This is a genomic window from Brevundimonas sp. FV1ps31S (assembly GCF_058681265.1).
In genome coordinates this window covers 3,411,087-3,427,792 of the sequence record NZ_CM178735.1, presented here as the reverse complement: position 1 = coordinate 3,427,792, position 16,706 = coordinate 3,411,087, and the positions used below count along the sequence as shown (strand labels likewise).

17 protein-coding genes are annotated in these 16,706 nt (G+C 65.6%); 6 read left to right on the top strand and 11 right to left on the bottom strand.

All coding sequences use genetic code 11. The features are described from left to right. The first annotated feature begins 92 nt into the window (after positions 1-92). Genes ACVPT3_RS16465 through ACVPT3_RS16455 form a run of 3 tightly spaced genes read left to right on the top strand, consistent with a single transcriptional unit; the run spans position 93 to position 3,486 of the window. On the top strand, positions 93-1,859 hold the full coding sequence (locus ACVPT3_RS16465) for a GspE/PulE family protein (RefSeq protein WP_492041914.1): 1,767 nt from the start codon (positions 93-95) through the stop codon (positions 1,857-1,859). 2 nt (positions 1,860-1,861) lie between these two features. Further along, positions 1,862-3,067: a type II secretion system F family protein gene (locus ACVPT3_RS16460; RefSeq protein ID WP_492041913.1), complete on the top strand. Its 1,206-nt coding sequence runs from the start codon at positions 1,862-1,864 to the stop codon at positions 3,065-3,067. Next, entirely contained in the window at positions 3,067-3,486 is a 420-nt protein-coding gene (locus ACVPT3_RS16455) for a PulJ/GspJ family protein (RefSeq protein WP_492041912.1), read from the top strand. The genes ACVPT3_RS16460 and ACVPT3_RS16455 overlap by 1 nt, the downstream gene beginning before the upstream one ends. Before the next feature lie 32 nt (positions 3,487-3,518). Here the strand turns inward: ACVPT3_RS16455 and ACVPT3_RS16450 are convergent, their stop codons facing one another. Genes ACVPT3_RS16450 through ACVPT3_RS16440 form a run of 3 tightly spaced genes read right to left on the bottom strand, consistent with a single transcriptional unit; the run spans position 3,519 to position 6,971 of the window. After that, entirely contained in the window at positions 3,519-5,813 is a 2,295-nt protein-coding gene (locus ACVPT3_RS16450; RefSeq protein ID WP_492041911.1) for a secretin GspD/PilQ domain-containing protein, read from the bottom strand. 19 nt (positions 5,814-5,832) lie between these two features. After that, positions 5,833-6,315, bottom strand: a complete 483-nt coding sequence (locus ACVPT3_RS16445; protein WP_492041910.1) for a hypothetical protein — start codon at positions 6,313-6,315, stop codon at positions 5,833-5,835. Further along, a complete protein-coding gene (locus ACVPT3_RS16440; protein ID WP_492041909.1) occupies positions 6,315-6,971 on the bottom strand; it encodes a hypothetical protein in 657 nt (218 codons plus the stop codon). The genes ACVPT3_RS16445 and ACVPT3_RS16440 overlap by 1 nt, the downstream gene beginning before the upstream one ends. 142 nt (positions 6,972-7,113) lie before the next feature. Here ACVPT3_RS16440 and gspG point away from each other — a divergent pair, with 142 nt between their 5' ends. Further along, positions 7,114-7,617 (top strand): type II secretion system major pseudopilin GspG, encoded by a 504-nt coding sequence (gspG, locus tag ACVPT3_RS16435; protein WP_299175250.1) that lies wholly within the window; start codon positions 7,114-7,116, stop codon positions 7,615-7,617. Then, positions 7,589-8,095 (top strand): prepilin-type N-terminal cleavage/methylation domain-containing protein, encoded by a 507-nt coding sequence (locus ACVPT3_RS16430; RefSeq protein WP_492041908.1) that lies wholly within the window; start codon positions 7,589-7,591, stop codon positions 8,093-8,095. Before gspG ends, ACVPT3_RS16430 begins: the two co-directional genes overlap by 29 nt. Here the strand turns inward: ACVPT3_RS16430 and ACVPT3_RS16425 are convergent. The 3 genes from ACVPT3_RS16425 to ACVPT3_RS16415 are packed head-to-tail and all read right to left on the bottom strand — an operon-like array spanning position 8,043 to position 10,726. Further along, positions 8,043-9,119, bottom strand: coding sequence for a hypothetical protein (locus tag ACVPT3_RS16425; RefSeq protein WP_492041907.1), 1,077 nt, complete (start codon positions 9,117-9,119; stop codon positions 8,043-8,045). The genes ACVPT3_RS16430 and ACVPT3_RS16425 overlap by 53 nt on opposite strands. Then, entirely contained in the window at positions 9,088-10,116 is a 1,029-nt protein-coding gene (locus ACVPT3_RS16420; protein WP_492041906.1) for a type II secretion system minor pseudopilin, read from the bottom strand. Before ACVPT3_RS16420 ends, ACVPT3_RS16425 begins: the two co-directional genes overlap by 32 nt. Further along, positions 10,103-10,726: a prepilin-type N-terminal cleavage/methylation domain-containing protein gene (locus ACVPT3_RS16415; RefSeq protein WP_492041905.1), complete on the bottom strand. Its 624-nt coding sequence runs from the start codon at positions 10,724-10,726 to the stop codon at positions 10,103-10,105. Before ACVPT3_RS16415 ends, ACVPT3_RS16420 begins: the two co-directional genes overlap by 14 nt. A gap of 103 nt (positions 10,727-10,829) precedes the next feature. Between ACVPT3_RS16415 and ACVPT3_RS16410 the strand changes: the two genes are divergently transcribed. Beyond that, complete coding sequence (locus ACVPT3_RS16410; RefSeq protein WP_492041904.1) at positions 10,830-11,792, top strand: cell wall hydrolase; 963 nt, start codon at positions 10,830-10,832, stop codon at positions 11,790-11,792. Here ACVPT3_RS16410 and ACVPT3_RS16405 read toward each other — a convergent pair. The 5 genes from ACVPT3_RS16405 to ACVPT3_RS16385 form a co-directional block, all read right to left on the bottom strand. After that, positions 11,789-12,634, bottom strand: a complete 846-nt coding sequence (locus ACVPT3_RS16405; RefSeq protein ID WP_492041903.1) for a hypothetical protein — start codon at positions 12,632-12,634, stop codon at positions 11,789-11,791. The genes ACVPT3_RS16410 and ACVPT3_RS16405 overlap by 4 nt on opposite strands. Then, positions 12,616-13,290 (bottom strand): ABC transporter ATP-binding protein, encoded by a 675-nt coding sequence (locus ACVPT3_RS16400; RefSeq protein ID WP_492041902.1) that lies wholly within the window; start codon positions 13,288-13,290, stop codon positions 12,616-12,618. Before ACVPT3_RS16400 ends, ACVPT3_RS16405 begins: the two co-directional genes overlap by 19 nt. After that, positions 13,290-14,453, bottom strand: coding sequence for a KpsE/RkpR family capsule polysaccharide export protein (locus ACVPT3_RS16395; protein WP_492041901.1), 1,164 nt, complete (start codon positions 14,451-14,453; stop codon positions 13,290-13,292). Before ACVPT3_RS16395 ends, ACVPT3_RS16400 begins: the two co-directional genes overlap by 1 nt. A 29-nt stretch (positions 14,454-14,482) precedes the next feature. Further along, positions 14,483-15,232: an ABC transporter permease gene (locus tag ACVPT3_RS16390; RefSeq protein ID WP_492041900.1), complete on the bottom strand. Its 750-nt coding sequence runs from the start codon at positions 15,230-15,232 to the stop codon at positions 14,483-14,485. A 117-nt stretch (positions 15,233-15,349) separates the two neighbouring features. Then, the gene (locus ACVPT3_RS16385) at positions 15,350-16,687 is read right to left on the bottom strand and encodes a glycosyltransferase family 4 protein (RefSeq protein WP_492041899.1); all 1,338 of its coding nucleotides are present in this window, start codon (positions 16,685-16,687) and stop codon (positions 15,350-15,352) included. Positions 16,688-16,706 lie beyond the last annotated feature (19 nt).

The window sequence follows — 16,706 nt, the reverse complement described above, 5'->3', positions numbered from 1 at the left end:
GCGCGATAGGTCGTGATCGCGCGCGGAAAACCGGCTATCACCGCCGCTGACGCCGCTAGGCGTCCCTCGACCGCCCGACCGGGAACCGCCCCTTGCCCCCCGACACCGCCCAAGACATCGCCGCCGAACCCATCGCCATCCGCTTTCCCGCCGCCCCCGTGCGCCGTCGCCTGGGCGAGGAGCTGATCGCGCGCGGCATGATCCGCGAGGCGGATCTGGCCAACGCCCTGACCCTGCAGCAGCAGAACGGCGGTCTTCTGGGCCTGAATCTGGTGCGGCTGGGCGCCGTGTCCGAGGCCCAGCTGCTGGAGGTCCTGTCCGAACAGCTGGACCTGCCGATCCTGCTGCCCGAGCACAGCCCGCGCCCCGACCAGGTTGCCGCCTTCCTCGCCGAGATCCGCTCGCCCCTGAACTGGTGGGCCGAGAACGAGGCCGTCGCCTGGCGCCAGGAGGCGACCGAGACCGCATCCGGCCGCATCGTCTGCGCCGCCGTCCAGCCCCTGGCCCCGGCCCTGGGCGAGCGCATCGGCCAGGCCAGCGCCGAGCCGGTCGTCTTCATGCTGGCCCAGCGCTCGCTGATCGAGGCCCTGACCCAGGACCTGCACGCCGACGGCCTGCCCCTGCTGGACGGGGTCATGACCGGCGGCGCCGACGCCGCCCGCCTGCGCGAACTGGCGCAGGAGGCGCCGACCATCGACTTCGTCAACGCCGTCTTCGCCGAGGCCCTGACGCGCCGGGCCTCCGACGTCCATGTCGAACCCTATGAGGATCGCTTTCTGGTGCGGATGCGCATCGACGGCGTCCTGACCACCGCCCGCGCTGCGCCGCGCGCCAATTTCGAGGCCGTGGCCTCGCGCATCAAACTGCTCAGCGGCATGGACATCGGCGAACGCCGCCTGCCCCAGGACGGCCGCCAGTCGGTGCGCGTCTCGGGCCAGGAGGTGGACCTGCGCGTCTCGACCCTGCCCTGTTCCTGGGGCGAGTCGATCGTCCTGCGCCTGCTGGGCAAGACCAGCCGCCTGCCCGAACTGTCCGAACTGGGCGTCAGCGCGCCGCAGGAAAAGACCCTGCTGGGGCTGGCGGAACATCCGAACGGCGTCTTCCTGATCACCGGCCCCACCGGCTCGGGCAAGACCACCACCATCTACCGCCTGCTCAGCCACCTGAACGACGGCGAGCGCAAGATCATCACCGTCGAGGACCCGGTCGAGCTGGACCTGCCCGGCGTCATCCAGGTGCGGGTGCGGTCCGAGATCGGCCTGACCTTCGCCGCCGGCCTGCGCTCGATCCTGCGCCAGGACCCGGACGTCATCATGGTCGGCGAAATCCGCGACCCCGAGACGGCCCGGATCGCGGTCCAGGCCGCCCTGACCGGGCACCTGGTCATCTCGACGGTCCACACCAACACCGCCCTGGCCGCCGTGCCGCGCTTGCTGGACCTGGGGATCGAGGACTATCTGCTGGCCGACGTCCTGCGCGGCGTGGCGGGACAGCGGCTGGTCCGGCGCCTGTGCGACTGCGCCCGTCCCTCGACGCCCGCCGAGGCGGCCGAGCACGAACAGTCCATCCCCGCCCACCTGCGCACGCTCGCCGACGCCGAGCCTGCGGGCTGGCGCGAACCGGTGGGCTGCCCCCGCTGCGGCCAGTCCGGCTATCGCGGCCGAGTCGGCGCCTATGAGATCGCGCCCGCCTCGCCGGCCCTGATCCAGGCCCTGCGCGCCTCGGCCGACGAGGACCGGCTGACCGCCATCGCCCGCGAGGACGGCTTCCTCAGCTTTGGCGACGACGCCTTCCTGAAGGCCCGGCGCGGCATGACCACCCTGTCCGAGGTCCACCGCATCGTCGGCGGCGGCGACTGACCATGTCGTCCCAAGCCTTCCAGTATCAGGCGATCGACCGCCAGGGCGCGATGTCGCGCGGCGTCGTCAGCGCCCCCGACGAGGCCACCGTGGTGCGCCGGCTGTCGGCCGGGGGCCTGACGGTGCTGAAGGTCTCGCCCGCCGCCGCCGCCCGCGGCGAGGGTCAGAACCGCCCGCTGAAGTCCGGCGAGCGGGTGCTGGTCCTGCGCCAGCTGGGCCTGATGCTGGAAGCCGGCGTCTCCCTGCTGGAAGCCCTTGAGACCGTCGCCCAGGGGATGCAGTCCCGCAAGGGCAAGGACCAGTTCCAGGCGGCCATCGCCGCCCTGCGTCGCGGCGACTCGCTGGGCCAGTCGCTGGAGGAACATGTTCCGGGCTTTCCCGACTACCTCTACGCCATGGCCCGGGTCGGCGAGGCCTCGGGCCGGGTCGCCGAGGTGCTGAAACAGGCGGCCGAGCAGATGGCCTACGAGGATCGGCTGCGCAAGGATTTCGGCAACGCCATGACCTATCCCGCCTTCCTGCTGACGGCGGGCCTGGGCGCGGTCGTCTTCATCTTCACCCAGGTCGTGCCCCGGTTCGGCGCCATGATCGGCGAGGATCGCAGCCGCGTGCCGACGGTCTCGCGCTGGGTGCTTTCGGCCGGCGAATACGCCAACGCCCATTTCGGCCTGATCGGGATCGGACTGGGCGCCGTCATCGCCCTCGCCGTCGTCATCGCCACCAACCCCGCCATCAAGGCCCGCGCCTACACTATGGCGCACGGCCTGCCGGTCGTGGGCGGGGTGATCCAGGCGCGCGAGATCGCCGCCTGGGCCCGCCTGACCTCCTTTGCCCTGACCAATGGCGTGCCCATCTTGTCGGCCGTCGCCCTCGCCCGCGCCGCCGTGCCGATCGGGCCCTTTCGCCAGGGGCTGAACCGGCTCGAAAGCGACCTGAAGGCGGGCCTGACCCTCGACGCTTCGCTGGCCGCCCACACCAAGCTGGAAGCGATGGACCTCAGCCTGCTGCGCGCCGGCCAGCGTTCGGGCGCCGTCGGCGCCATGTTCGGCTTCATGGCCGACAACTACGAGAACCGGCTGCGCGACAGCATGAAGCGCATGACCTCGCTGCTCGAGCCGGCGGCGATCGGGGCCATTTCGCTGATCGTGGGCTTCGTCGCCCTGTCGCTCGTCCTGGCCCTGTCCAGCGTCTACGAAGGCGTCGTGTGATGCGGCCAGGCCGCGAGGGCTTCAGCCTGATCGAGGCCCTGGTCGCCCTGGCCATCGCCGCCATGATGCTGACGGCCATTTTCGAGCTGCAGCAGCAGATGATCCGGGGCCAGCGACGCGCCGCCGACGTGCTGGAGCAGGTCGCCGCCCAGGAAAACGCCCTGGCGCTGACCCGCGACCTCAATCCGATGGAACAGCCTCAGGGTACGCTGGAACTGCCCGATGGCGACGTCGTTCGCTGGACCTCCGACCCCAGGACAGAGCCGCGCGTCAACGCCGGATTCCCTACGGGCGACGGCCGGTTCCAGGTCCAGCTCTTCACCGTCACAGTAGAGGTCGAGCGCCGCAACGGCCGCTCGCCCGCCCCGCTGGTCTTCGACCGTATGGGCTGGCGGCGGGTGGACGCTCCGTCAGATTGACGGAAAGACGGGAAGACTCGACCTCTATAGGGTCAGCCTTCGGGCGAAACCGCTTCTGACCCAGCCGGCTGATCGCCCTTAGGCTCCACGACCGTCGTGCTGGAGGGCGGCAAGGCGCTCGGCAAGCTTAGACCAATGCCTCTGAACTGCGTCCCAAGCGACCAGGGCGTCAGTGTGTAGGACCAGCCGGCGCCGGTTTTGAAGGCCGAATTCATGTCTTCCGAATAGCGACCTGCAAAGTCCGCCATGTCTTCGTCATTGCGAACGATATAGGGCGTGATCAACAGGAGAAGCTCTGTCTTGTCGCCTTCCACAGTGTTGGACTGCAGTGCCGAGCCGATAATCGGGATGTCCTTGAGGAAGGGAATTCCGGTGTTCACCTTCTTGTAGTTGTTCGCGATCAGGCCGCCGAGGACGCCGGTCCAGCCATCGCGGATCGCGATCTGCGTGGTCAGGCTGCGATTGAGGATGGTCGGGCTCGAGATTCCCTCGGGCGCGGCCCCGGCGGAGGACAATTCCTGACTGACCGTCACGTCCACCCGGTCCCCATACACGATAGGCGTGACCTCCAGGATCGTGCCGGTCTGCCGATACTGGACGCTCTGCAGGATGTCGGTGGAACCGTCAGAATCGGTGTTGGAGGCGGACTGGGATGTGATGATCGGCACGTCGGTGCCGACCTGGAACCGGGCGGTGCCTCCGCTACGCGTCACCAGTTGCGGCCGCTGAAGGATGTTGATCCTGTCGTTCGAGGCGTTGGCGACCAGCCGGGCCCTGAAGTCCGGTCCGACGAAGGTGAACACCCCCGCGCCGCTTGTGCTGGCCAAGGCTTCCGTCGATCCCGTCAGAACGCCGTCGCCCCGCGTGTCGGTCCCCCAGAGGCTGACGCCGATGCTTGTGCGGTCCGACAAGGTCACCTCGGCGATCATCACCTCGATCACCACCTGCGGCGCCGGAATATCCAAGGTGCTGAGCAGGTTTCGAAGTTGAGCGTAGTCGCCTGCGGTGCCCGTGAAAATGATCCGGTTGCCGATCGGATCCGTCAGCAGTCGTCCGCCCAGGAAGGTCCCGGACGTGCTTTGACGGCTTTGATCATTGTTGGAGGAGCCGCCGCTTCGGGATTGCGATGAGGTCGAGGCGCTGCTGGCGCTGGCCGCTGGCGTTCCCGGCACGCCCACAGGCGGCTGCGGTTGGCTTGTGGTCGGGGCCTGTCCCATGGCCAGCTGCCCCAGCGACTGGGCGTCGGTGTTGCGGACATTGTAGACGAAGGTGGTCGCCTTGTCGCCGAGCGCGGCCGGGCGGTCCAACATGCCGACCCAGTAGTTCACCCGGTCCAGAAGTTCGGGGTCCTTGGCGAACACCAGGATCTGGTTGGCCTGAGGAAAGGCCAGGATCACGATCGAGCGGCCCGCCAGCGCCTGACGGCTGACGATATAGCCCTCGGTCGTCAGGGTCTGCTCCAGCGAGGTCGCCAGCGCGTCAGCCGACCAGTACACCGGCTCGACGCGCAGGACGTCGGCGCCGGCGAAGCGCGGCTGGTCGATCTCGCGCAGGGTGCGGACTACCTGGGCCACATCCCGCGACGAGCCCGAAATGATCAGGCTGTTGGTCAGGGGATCAGGCGTGACCCGCGCGCCGCCCAGGTTGGGAAACAGGTCGCCCAGCAGTGACTGCAGGACGTTCACTTCGATGGTCTGAACATTGAAGAACTGGACGACGCGCCCGCCGGAGGTCGGCGTGGAACGGTTGCGAACAATGTCGCTGCCGATGGCGCCGGTTTGGCTGGAGCCCACGGTCACGGCGCCGCCGTCGATGTAGACATCAATGCCGTACTGTTTCAGCGCCTGTTGCGTCAGACGGAACAGGGCGCGCTTGCTGATCGTGCCGCCGGTTCCGCCGGCTATCACGTCGGCCCGGGACGCCACATCGCCGCTGAGCGAATAGGGCAGGTTCAGCACGCCGCCGAAGACGGTGGCGGCGAACTGGGGGATCGTCTGGGGAGACAGGGTCGCGTCGACGGGTTCGTCGGGAACCAGGGCCGCGATTTCAGCCTCGGTGGCGGCCGGGCGTTGCGTCGTGGGAGCCCCACTACGGGGGATCGAAAGGCGCTCAGACCCGCTCCGCTGGCCCGCCCCGGCCGCGCCGGAGCCGGTCAGGTCGGCGTCGTCTCCTCCCGCGCCAGCCTCCAGCTCGCCCTGCATACGGGGCGGGGTGGTCATCGTCGGGAAGGCGGCGCACCCTGCCAGCAGGATCGGCGTCAGGCACACGGCCGCCATGAGAGAGGCGCTTGTTAGGGGCGAGCGCCGTGCTGCATCGTGCTTGGACATCTTAAACTCCTGCGCCGCCTTAGCCGTAGAGACGGACCACGCGCGTCTCGCGGCCCTTTCGCAACGTCACGGCGTATTCTGTGATTTCTTCGATTCGCCAGTCATCCCCGAACCGGTCGCCAACAACCATAGACCGGATTTGCGGCCCCGGCGCGGCGGGATCGCGCACCAGCGCGGCGACGGATCCGGTCGCAGGGTCGCGCTCCACGCCGCGAAGCGCCTGTTTGAACACCACGGCGACATCAGGCGGCGGCGGGGGAGGCGGCGGCGGGGGTGGGGGAGGCGGCGGCGGCGGCGGGGGAGGCGGCGGCGGGTCTGAACGAAGCGTCCGCAGAAAGCGGACGGCCGCGGCGGCGCTTTCCCCTGGACGCAGGACGAGCAGATCCTGGCCCGAGCCGCCTCGACGCACGGCCGGAGGCTCCTCCGGACGTCCGGGCGCCTGCCACCCCAGGACGAAGACGCAGGCGAAGAACAGAGCCGCAAACAGGGGCGCCCACCGCATCAGTCAGCCTCCGCCGTGCTTTGGGCCGCGTCCGGCGGCAAGGTCACAGGGAAGGCGAGGTGAAGACGCACCTTGCCGCTCGGCGGCACGGGCTGCGGCTCCCCGCGCCCTCGCGTCCGCTGCACCTGAAATGGCGACGGCGGGGTCATCTCATAGTCAAAACTCACAACCCGGAAGCCTTCGGGCCAGCCGGCCACGCGATCCAGAAAGGCGAAGGTCGGGTTCCAGCGCAAATCCGCCTGGATCTCGGCGCCGATCCACTGCGTGACGCCGATTGTTTCCGGCTCACTGTCCGTGGTGATGGTGAAATTCGTCATGCCGACTTCGGTGGCGGCCTTGACCAACTGTTGCTCGATGCGGACCTGGGCGATGGCGCTGTTCGCAGCCTCGAAGCCCCAGGTCTTCATATCCTCGACTGCGGAATCATCGGCCGCCGCCGCCTCTACCCGACGCGCCGCGTCGGCCGCCAGCCGAGCGCTGGCGCGCGACGTCAGAGCGTCGACATAGCGATCTTCCTGCCGAATCCGCCAGTCAGCGGCGCTGATCGGCGCATAGACGAGAGCGGCCAGAACCATCACGCCCAGCAGCACCCGCTCTCGCGGGGTGGTGCGCTGCAGCCGGGCGATCAATGCACGGGTATGCGTCCGGGCAGACACCCTCAGTCCGGCAATGATGTCCTGCAATCCAGCCCCGCCGCATCCTCGGCGCCCGTCCGTTCACAATCGACGCGCACGCTTGGTTCCGCTATAGCAGCCCCCGAGCCGTGGTAATAGCTTCATGCTGATAGGGACGTTGCGTTTGTCCATTCTTTTCTCGCGTATAATTCACCGTTCGGCTCTTCGTCGGCCCAGGCGCCTGCAGGACGCCAGACAGGGATTCAGCCTGCTCGAGATCCTGGTGGTGCTGGCGATCATCGCCATGTTGGCTGCTGTCGTCGGCCCGCGCCTTTTCGCCCAGCTGGATCGGTCGAAGACGACCACCGGCCGGCTGCAGATCCGCTCAATCGAGGCGGCGCTGGAGACGATGCGGCTCGACATCGGCCGCCTGCCCACCCAGCAGGAAGGCCTGGCCCTGCTGATGCAGGCCGATCCGCAGCAGGTCGCCGGCTGGTCTGGCCCCTATCTGGACAAGGCTCTGCCTTCGGATCCCTGGAACCGCCCTTATATCTACATACCGCCCAGCGACGCCGCTGATGGCACGCCGGGCGCGCCCGAAAACCGCGCCAAGGTCGTCAGCTATGGCGCCGACGGCCAGGAAGGCGGCCAGGGGGCCAATGCCGACATCACCTCCGATCAGCGCTGACGTCCGCAGGGCCGGATTTTCGCTGATCGAAATCCTGGTCGTCTTGGCGATCTTCGCGCTCAGCGCGGCGATCATCATGCCCAGCACATCGCGAATGCTGGACCAGGCCACATCGCATGCGGTCTTTTTCGAGTTTCAGAAGCAGGTCTCGGACTATCGTCGCGAAGCGAACCGAACAGGCATGGCCATTCGCCTGATGGACCCGGAGGCCGCACGCACGGCCGACCTGCAGAACGCCACAGCCGGTCGAGAGACATCGGACGACAGGCTTGACCGAACGGTGACGCTTCGGTCCCCCTGGCGTTACACCATGGCCCCGTCGCTGGACATCGCCGGGGGCGGCGCCTGTTCTGCCGCCACGGCGAATCTGATCAACGGCGACCGTGTCGTCATGACTCTCCGCACCGCGAACGGCGACTGCCGGTTCATTCGCCTGCAGTCAGCGGCGGGGCCGCCTCGCGCGTCTTCATCTCGATGATCAATCGCTGATTTTGCGCGTCCGTTCGGGGGCGGACATCGTAAAAATAGCCGGACCCCTCGAAATCGGCGATCAGGGTGTCCGCCAGGGCGACCGCAGTGTAGGGCAGGGTCAGCGTCAAGCTCTCGCTTTCAGACTCGAGCGCGGTGGGCGTCAGGTCATGAAAAGCGACAATGCCGATCGCGGCGCCGGCCGCGCTGAGCGGGTTCGTCTGCGCCTCGATCTCGGCATAGGCGGCGAGCTTGCGCCGGTCGGCCTCCAGGCCGTTCATCTGAGCCGCGCGAGGCGTCGCCGCCTGGATTTGCGCCGTTTCCTTCTCGATCTCGCTCGCGTCAGACGAAAGGCGGGCGCCCTGACCGAGCAGGAACAGGCTGAGGCCGAGCGCCGTCAGGGCGATGGCGCCTGCGCCCATTCCGATCAATTGTTCCTGGCTCAGGTCCGCCGGAGAAACCGCGAAGGTGGGCGCGCTGAAGTCGACGGGCAGAACCTGTGGCGGCGGCGGCGTTTGCGGCGCATCCTGCGCGCCGCGCTGCAGACGCGTGAAGGCGTTCCACGAGGCCGGGTCAAATCGTTCGCGCCGCCAGGCCGAGGCGACAAGGCGCCGGTCTCGCCAAAGCTGCGCCTCATAGCCTTCGTCCAGGCGCACGATCCGCCAGCCTGCGCCTGGAGGTTGGGCCAGGGTCTCCGGCCGCACGATCAAGGTTCGCGCGCCATGGCGCGCGGCCACGAGCGCGTTTACGGTCTCGGCATCCCACCACCAGACGCCGAAATCCGCGCCGCTCTTCACCAGGGTGGAGCCGCTGAGCATGTAGGGTGAGCCCATGCGCGCGTGCAGACGGGCGGCCTGCCCTCGGCGGCTTCGCGGCAGGTTGGCGGTCTCGAACAGGCTGAACGCCGTCATTTCACGCGCAAGCAGCACGACGGGCGGCCGCAGGCGCCCCCCCGGGCCGCCGGGATGAACCTCGGCCCAGCGCCCGTCGGCGAACACCCGCTCAACGCGGGGCGTAAGGAAGTCGAACTGCATCGGATAAATCAGCCACGGCCCGCCCCGGGGCCTCCTTCAATTCAGTCTGGTCGATCCAGACGGGTCGCTCAACCCCGGACGGAGTCAAGGTCAGTCGCGAACGATAGACCCATGCCGACCGGCTGTCAGCGATGGTCAGAAGTATTCTACCCGAGGGGAAGGTATAGAAATTCTCCCCGCTGGTGTTCGGCAAGCCGGTCGCGGCGGAAAATTCGGGGAAAGACAAGAAGGGCTTCAGCTCCCTAGCCCGGATCGCCGCCTCGACCTGGGAGGGAGTGGCGCCGTACAGGATCTGCATCGCCTCGCCTGGCGCCGTGTTCACATTCTCGTTCGGCGAAGTCGGGTCCATGGCCAGGTAGGGCCGGAGGCGTCGCCAGGCGCCGGATCTAACAGCGTCGCGGACGCCTAGCAGCGACAGCCATTCGTCAGGCCGGCGCATGGCGCGGTTCGCCGGCCCTGCGCGGTTGTAATCCTCGGCCTCGGCGCCATTGGGCTGTTCGAGATCATCCTGGTCGATGTAGTCGCGGTAGAGGGACGTCAGTCGGCGTGTGAGACGCTCGGGAAGGCGTAGGGCTTCACCCAATCGCTGGTAGCCGGCGTCCTGCAGGTAGGCCAGGTTGATCAGGCCCGCCTGGTCCTGGGGTGTTATCAGCAGCGGCCCGTCCAGATCGACCTGATAATCGCGACCGTCGAGCCGCACGAGCTCACCGGGGCCGCCTGTGGGGTCGTAGATACCATCGTCGAACATCCTCGGCCCGCCGGTGTTTATGCCGGTGGGCGCCATGGGTTCCGTCGCGGCCATATAGGTTATCAGGGCTTCAGCCGTCATGGATCGGGCAATGAAGCGGACGCGGGCCCGGGCCGAGGCGGCCTCTGCGGTCAGGCTGCTCAAGGCCGTCATCGCCACCAGGAATATGAGCGTCACGACTCCGGTCACCGCCAGCACGGCGGGCAGGGCGAAGCCGGATCTCGAGCCTTTTCTTTCAGAGCGGATCATCGAACCGTATCCAGCTTTCCGGCCGCCCGGAGCCCGCAGCGTCCAGGACGTCGACGGCCCCGCCGCGAAAGCGCACCAACAACCGGGTCGAACGCATCTGTCCGTCGCTGGTCGCCGCGCCGCGCGTCTCCGAGGCATAGGCTGTCGACCAGGTGACGCCGTCCCGGGAAAAGGACAAACGGGCCGTAGGGTCGCTGGTGGCGATCAGGGTCACAGGCTCCCCGCCGGCCTCACAGGTCAGCACCCCCTGACCGCCCTCTGTGCGAACCGTCAAAACCATCCGTCCCGTCCAACCCTGCGGTGCGCATTGGGTCGCCCTTTCCATCACCACGTCGGCCTCCAGCCGCTCCGGCGCGCCGGTGATGGGTCGGTCGATCTGGGCGTTGAACGTCTCCGGCGGCCGCATGGCGATGCTTCTGATCAACACGCGAACATCGCTCACCGAGACATCGAGGTCGGCCGCCGTCATGGCGCGACGTCCCAGGCTGAACCCGGTATCGCCCGCCTTTATCCCGATCGAGAAGATGATGGCCAGGGCCATGCCTCCGATCGCCAGGACCACGAGGGCCTCGATCAACGAAAAGCCCGGCCTTTGTGCATGGGTCTGCATCGCGTGGTGTTAGCCGGTCCCGACGCGATCGCCAATGGATAGGCTGCTACGCTTGGCGGACATGGCGCGATGAGATATCACAACGCAATATTCGGGGATCGGGATGAAGCCGCAGACTTCGGTCATGATTGTAAGCGGACTGACGCTCGCTCTCTGGGGCGGGATCAGCAGCCGCGACCTCTTGGCTCAAGCTGAAGCGGGTCCGGCGGCTGTGGCGTCCCTGCCTCCGGCCCGGCCCGCGGTCATCGAAACGGATTCCCTGCGACGCGCGGAGCTTAACCAGCGCCTTCGGGGCATGATCGCCGAGGGGCGAGGCGGGCGCCTGGCCGATGCGCCACAGCGGGCCTCGGGGGCGACGTCCAATCAGCCCAGGCCGCGTACGGTCGCCGCCAGCGTCGGCGCGGAATCGGTCGCCCCTAGGGCGTCCCGCGTGGAGGCCCGTTCCACGATAGCGCCCCCGGTCTACGATCCGGCCAAGGTCCGACCGGCGTCGGCCCGGGGCGGCTATACGCCGGCCCGTCTTGACCTGACCACGCCCCCAAACATCCCAAGCGATCCGGTCGCCTGCCTGACGCAGGCGATCTACTACGAGGCGCGCAACGAAAGCGAAGACGGTCAGGCGGCGGTCGCGGAGGTGGTCCTGAACCGGGCGGGAAGCGGGCGCTACCCCCGCGACGTCTGTCAGGTGGTCTACCAGCGGAACTCCCGCACCTGCCAATTCACCTTCACCTGCGATGGCTCTATCGGGCGCTCGCCCGTCAATATGAACGCCTGGGCGCGGGCCGAGCGTATCGCTCGCGGCGTTTATGCGGGAGAGACCAAGGCCCTGCTGCCGCGGGCCTCCGTCAACTACCATGCAAACTATGTCAGCCCGACCTGGGCTCGGCGCATGGAACGGGTCAAGCGGATCGGCGCCCACATCTTCTATGGTGCGCCCCTGAATGGAGAGGCGACGCCCGGGGCCGACGCCCCGCCGCCGCAAAACCTGATGTTCGTCAAGAATGACGCCATAGAACGGGCCTACGCCGTGCTGACAGGCCGGAATTCGGCGTCCCCGCCTTCCTAACGCACGCGGGAAACGGTCGCTCCCAGCCAGGTGAGTTGGCCATGGAACGCCCCTTCCTCAAGCAAGAGACGCACCTCGCTCGCGGCGTGGGTCAACCATTCCTGTTCAAGCGTGATCTCGAAGATCCCGCTTCTTCCGGGAGAGAAATGATGTGAAGCGTAAGCTTCGCTGTCGCCCCACTGAATCTGGTATTGCTTTAACGCGGAGTCCACATCGAAACCCAGACGAACTGTTACGCGCCAGACTCCCTTGGTCAGAAAGATGTATGGCCCATAGACGACGAGGCGCGGGCGTCCCGTGATGTCCAGCACGCCAGGGCGTGCGGAACCGCCCGGTCCCGCTCCATACCGAAATACTTCCGGCGCCCATTCGGCGGAATCGCGCCGGACAATCGCCAAGGCGTCGAGGAAATGGGCTTCAAGCGCCGTGGGCGTGCGCCCACTTCCTGCCACTCTTTGCAGTGCTGAGAAAGGCGGCGGAAGCGTCGTGTCCGGAGAACTGACCTTACCCTCGAAGTCGCGGGCGGCGGCGATCTTTCGCGTCAGGTCGAGAATTCTGAAGGGATGATCCTCCTCCCGACAATCCGAAAGATCGATGAATGGCGACAGATCCAAAACCGTCGTGTTTTCCGAACTCGCGCCGGCCAGGCGCGCAAAATCGAGGTCGGAGGACAGAACAATGTCGCCCGTTGTAACCTGCTCGTTTCCAGTCACTACCTCGACGACGGAAAGGCCCTGCGCCTCAGCGTGATGACGCATAGCCAGACGCCAGGCCTCCAGATTTTGTGTCGGGGGCAGTACGAACCAACGTGCATCAACTTCCGTCATGCCGCCCTCAGCCAAGTGTAGACCTCCACGGCTTCATTGATGTCCGAGAACATCTTGGCTCGACCGCTTTCGATGACCAAGGCCGTATCGCAATAGCTGGCGACAAGATGGACGTCGTGAGACGCCATCAGAAACGCGCGATTGGCCCGGTGTTCGAACAGTTCTTCCTGACACTTACGCTGGAAACGGGCGTCGCCGACGGCCACGAGCTCATCGATAAGATAGCAATCGAACTCGATCGCCAGCGAAAGACCAAAAGCGAGACGCGCGCGCATGCCAGATGAATAATGTTTCACCGGCCGTAACAGCGCCGAACCCAGTTCGGCGAAATCGTCTACGCGTTCCCTCATGTCGTGGTAGTCACGCTCGTACAGGCGAGACAAGAACCGGATGTTGTCCAGACCTGAAAGACTCCCTTGGAAGCCGCCGCTGAAGCCAATCGGCCACGAGGGCGACATCATCCAGTCGATTCGCCCTTGGGAGGGCCGATCAACCCCGCCCAGCATTCGGATCAGAGACGACTTCCCTTGTCCATTACGCCCCAGAACCGCAAGACGTCCGTCCCGGTTAAGGGAGAAGGACAGGTTTGTGAACAACGGCTTGGTGGCGCCAAGAAAGGTTCGACTTAGATTTTCAACCCTTAACCCGGGGGAGGCGTCGGGCATGGTCATCAGTCTTGCCGGTGCTCGCGTACGCCGGCCCAGACCAGCCATCCGACACCATAGAAGAGCAGGGACGTGGCGAATACGACCAGTACGGAAATGAGGCGGCGGGGCTCGCTGGAACGATCGGGCAGATGGGGGTTCACAATACGCTCGAGGTACAGTTTCTGCCGTCGCGCCTCCTGCTCGGCGGCGAGCAGAGCCGTTGAGGCCTGGGTGAGCTCGCGATCGGCCAACTCACGCTGCAGCATGAGGTCTTCATAGGCGCTCAGCTTTCCGGCAAGCGAGTCGGATGACCCCGCGATCTTGGCGCGCTCCATTTCGATCTGCCGCTCATAGGCCGCGATCCGATTGTCCAGCGGGGGAAGTTGAGGACTGTCAGGCGCGCCCGTGGCCAGTTGCGCCCGTTCCGCCCGCAGGGCGGCGACGGTCGCCAGGAGGTTGCCGATCAGTTGACCGCCCTCCGTGGCGGAGCGCGTCGGATCTATAAATTGTTCCTGATTGCGGAAGGCGGTCAGTTGCTGCTGCGCATTGGCGAGGTGAAGGCGCGCTTCGTCGCGCACAGTGCGAGCGTCGCTCACGGCGTCGGCGGAGGCGCGATCGTTTAGACGGTTCACCAGCCGTTCGCCGCCCTGCAACAGGGCCTCGGCGAGAAGTTGGGAGTCCCTGGGGGCGAAACCCTGGACCCGTAGAGTGCTGATGCCGGTAGCGGAATTGTACCCTATGGTAACAAATCTTTCGAGCGCAGCCTCCAAGGACCGATCAGAGCGTTCCTCGCCCAGTCTCGGCCAGCCGGATAGCAAATCCGCTCCACGGGGCCTCAACATCGCATCGAGATCGAACTGTCTTTTGAGATCGCGGATGCCGTCCTGCGACAAGGCGTACTCATGAACCGCAAAAGCGTCGGTTGACGTCGACGACAGCCCCACGCCCTGAAGCGCGACACCCAAGGAGCTCGGCTGGGCCTGGTTGGCCGCGCGGACAATGAAGCGCGCCTCGGACACATAGCGCGGCGAGGCGATGAGAAAGAAGTAAAGCGCCGCTATTATGGTGGGCGCCGCCACGACCAATAGGAACGCAAGAGGCAGGGCGCGCCACCAAGGCGTCGGCGTTGCAGGCCCCGCGATCAGATCTGGCAATGGCCCAATATAGTTCAGCTTGGGATCGTTCATTGTTTTCAATACCGAAATTTACGCCATCATCATTCAGATTCAATGTGATCACGCGCAGTGGCGATCAGCAATAAACCGGTGACGTTAAAGAAAATCGCCCACCCAAGAGGGTAGATCAACGAGTAGTGGGTTGGAATAAATTCCCCGAATATCGCCGCACGTGTCATTTCGATGCAATGTACGAACGGGATCATCAGGTAGTATTTCTGAACCGCTGGAGGAAACCAAGCCACCATAGCGAAGGCGCCGGACAAGGGTATCATCAGGTACCCTATAAGCCCCGTAATTCGCTCAACAAACTCATACCGCATCGACAAGCCTGCAAGGATCATCGCAAATCCCGCTGACAGAAACCCCAGCAAACACCATCCGTAATAAAGGAGAAGATAGTTTTGCGGCAGATCCACCTGCCCAATTATCAGCAAAACCAAGTACACGATAAGATACGCTGTTGTCGCTCCGACAAACTCCATGAGGATGCGTGAAGATATGATGTGAAGAGGCGCCACCTGTCGATGATACAGAAGGCCGATATTTGACTGGAGCGCCACCGCCAGATAGCCGATAAAATGTCGGATCAGGATGATGGACAGATACCCCGTCATGACGAAGGGAGCCAGGCGGACGCCATGCTCATAGCTGGGCTTGGTGAGGCTCCAGAGCGCCATGACGCCGAAGGTGAAGATCAGCGGCTCTCCGATAAGCCAGGCAAAACCGAAACCCTCTCGTCCGAACCGCGTAATGACCTCGCGCATCATCAAGGCCGTGACGATACGCACATTCCTGCGCGCCCAAGCCCACAGGGCGATGAGCGGCGGCTTATCGGACCGTTGATGTCTAAGCGCTGGATGACTCATGGGCACGGAGCAGTGAGCGGAGAGTTAGCCATACGACGCCTAAGGCGCGACGCCAACGGCTGAATAGGCCTGCAGAAGTTTCGCCTGATAGGCTGCCGGACTGAATCTGGACGCTTGCTGCGGCCCTCGTTTTTCCAGGTCGACTCGTAACCCTTCATCGGCGTCGAGGGCGCGAATGCCCATTTTTATGGCCTGGACGTCATACGGATCGACGAGCACCGCAGCGTCGCCGGCGACCTCCGGCAATGCGCCGCCGGTCGAGGTCAGCACCGCCGTGGACAAGGCCATCGCTTCCAGAACCGGAAGACCGAAACCCTCGTAAAGAGACGGGAACAGCACGCTCCGCGCGCCTCGGATCAAGCTCATCAGCATGGAAAAAGACATATAGTCGTACTGGCGAATTCGGTCCGCGTTCGGCCCGCCGTCCCGTTTGACCTCCTTGAGAAGCGCAACCTCGCCCTCGTCCAGCCAGGCGCGGCCCCCTATTAGGACCAGCGGCGCCTGCACCCCCGACGCCAGATAGGCTTCCACGATCCGGCCCAGATTCTTCTTCGGCTCCACCGCGCCGAAGTGGAGAAAATAGCTCTTCCATCCCAACCCGAAGACGCCCTCCAGCTCTAGAGCGACATCCGACTGACTGCGCCGCGCCACCGACTCAGGGATCTGCACCGCTTGATAGGTATTGGTGATCCGTTCCTCGTCGACCCCCAGCAGCCGTACGACATCCTGTCGGGTCGCCTCTGACACCACGATAATATGGTCGGCGCGGGCGGCGACCTCCAGACTCATCGCCAGGTAGCGCGTCTTGTCTCCCCCGACGGTATGGGGGAGACGAAGCGGGATGAGGTCGTGGAAGGTGTAGATGTTGGGCGTGCCCGCCGCATAGAGGGGAAGCGGGGCGGTCCAGTGCGCTAGGTCGGGCGGAGGCTTTTCACCGCCTCGGAACCTCGTGGGCGTCAGTTTTCCGTATCGATGGAAGCTTCGGTTCGCTCGGGAGAAAAGATCCTGGGCCGCCCAATAGGACTGCGCGGCGGGCGGCGCGCCAGACGGCCAAATGACCTCGCCAGAAGGCTTGATGGGGTAGGCCGTTCGACCGAACCGAGACAGGAAGGTTTCCTGGAAGCGTTTGATTCGGCGTCGGTGATTGTCCTGAGGCAAGGGCTTGGGGGCGTCGACGAGAAGCGCCTCATTCATAAGGTTCCGCCCGTTTCGCATCGATGGCGGACCATATAAGACCTGCGTCTCAAACCCCGCAGCTTGGGCGGTATCGAGCAAATTCCTCCCGTAGGTCGCGATCCCGGACCCTTTTGGCATGGCCAGGTTGAAGCCGTCGATGCAGATCGATGTCATTGGCGTCCTTGCGCGACCGGCGCTCATGGACCCCAGCCGATTCCTT

What these genes read in the sequence shown, in the direction of transcription:
- ACVPT3_RS16460 (WP_492041913.1), top strand. Translation starts at nt 1,862, where the DNA reads ATGTCGTCCCAAGCCTTCCAGTATCAGGCGATCGACCGCCAGGGCGCG.
- ACVPT3_RS16455 (WP_492041912.1), top strand. Translation starts at nt 3,067, where the DNA reads ATGCGGCCAGGCCGCGAGGGCTTCAGCCTGATCGAGGCCCTGGTCGCC.
- ACVPT3_RS16450 (WP_492041911.1), bottom strand. Translation starts at nt 5,813, where the DNA reads ATGTCCAAGCACGATGCAGCACGGCGCTCGCCCCTAACAAGCGCCTCT.
- ACVPT3_RS16445 (WP_492041910.1), bottom strand. Translation starts at nt 6,315, where the DNA reads ATGCGGTGGGCGCCCCTGTTTGCGGCTCTGTTCTTCGCCTGCGTCTTC.
- ACVPT3_RS16430 (WP_492041908.1), top strand. Translation starts at nt 7,589, where the DNA reads ATGCCGACATCACCTCCGATCAGCGCTGACGTCCGCAGGGCCGGATTT.
- ACVPT3_RS16425 (WP_492041907.1), bottom strand. Translation starts at nt 9,119, where the DNA reads ATGCAGTTCGACTTCCTTACGCCCCGCGTTGAGCGGGTGTTCGCCGAC.
- ACVPT3_RS16420 (WP_492041906.1), bottom strand. Translation starts at nt 10,116, where the DNA reads ATGATCCGCTCTGAAAGAAAAGGCTCGAGATCCGGCTTCGCCCTGCCC.
- ACVPT3_RS16415 (WP_492041905.1), bottom strand. Translation starts at nt 10,726, where the DNA reads ATGCAGACCCATGCACAAAGGCCGGGCTTTTCGTTGATCGAGGCCCTC.
- ACVPT3_RS16410 (WP_492041904.1), top strand. Translation starts at nt 10,830, where the DNA reads ATGAAGCCGCAGACTTCGGTCATGATTGTAAGCGGACTGACGCTCGCT.
- ACVPT3_RS16400 (WP_492041902.1), bottom strand. Translation starts at nt 13,290, where the DNA reads ATGACCATGCCCGACGCCTCCCCCGGGTTAAGGGTTGAAAATCTAAGT.
- ACVPT3_RS16395 (WP_492041901.1), bottom strand. Translation starts at nt 14,453, where the DNA reads ATGAACGATCCCAAGCTGAACTATATTGGGCCATTGCCAGATCTGATC.
- ACVPT3_RS16385 (WP_492041899.1), bottom strand. Translation starts at nt 16,687, where the DNA reads ATGAGCGCCGGTCGCGCAAGGACGCCAATGACATCGATCTGCATCGAC.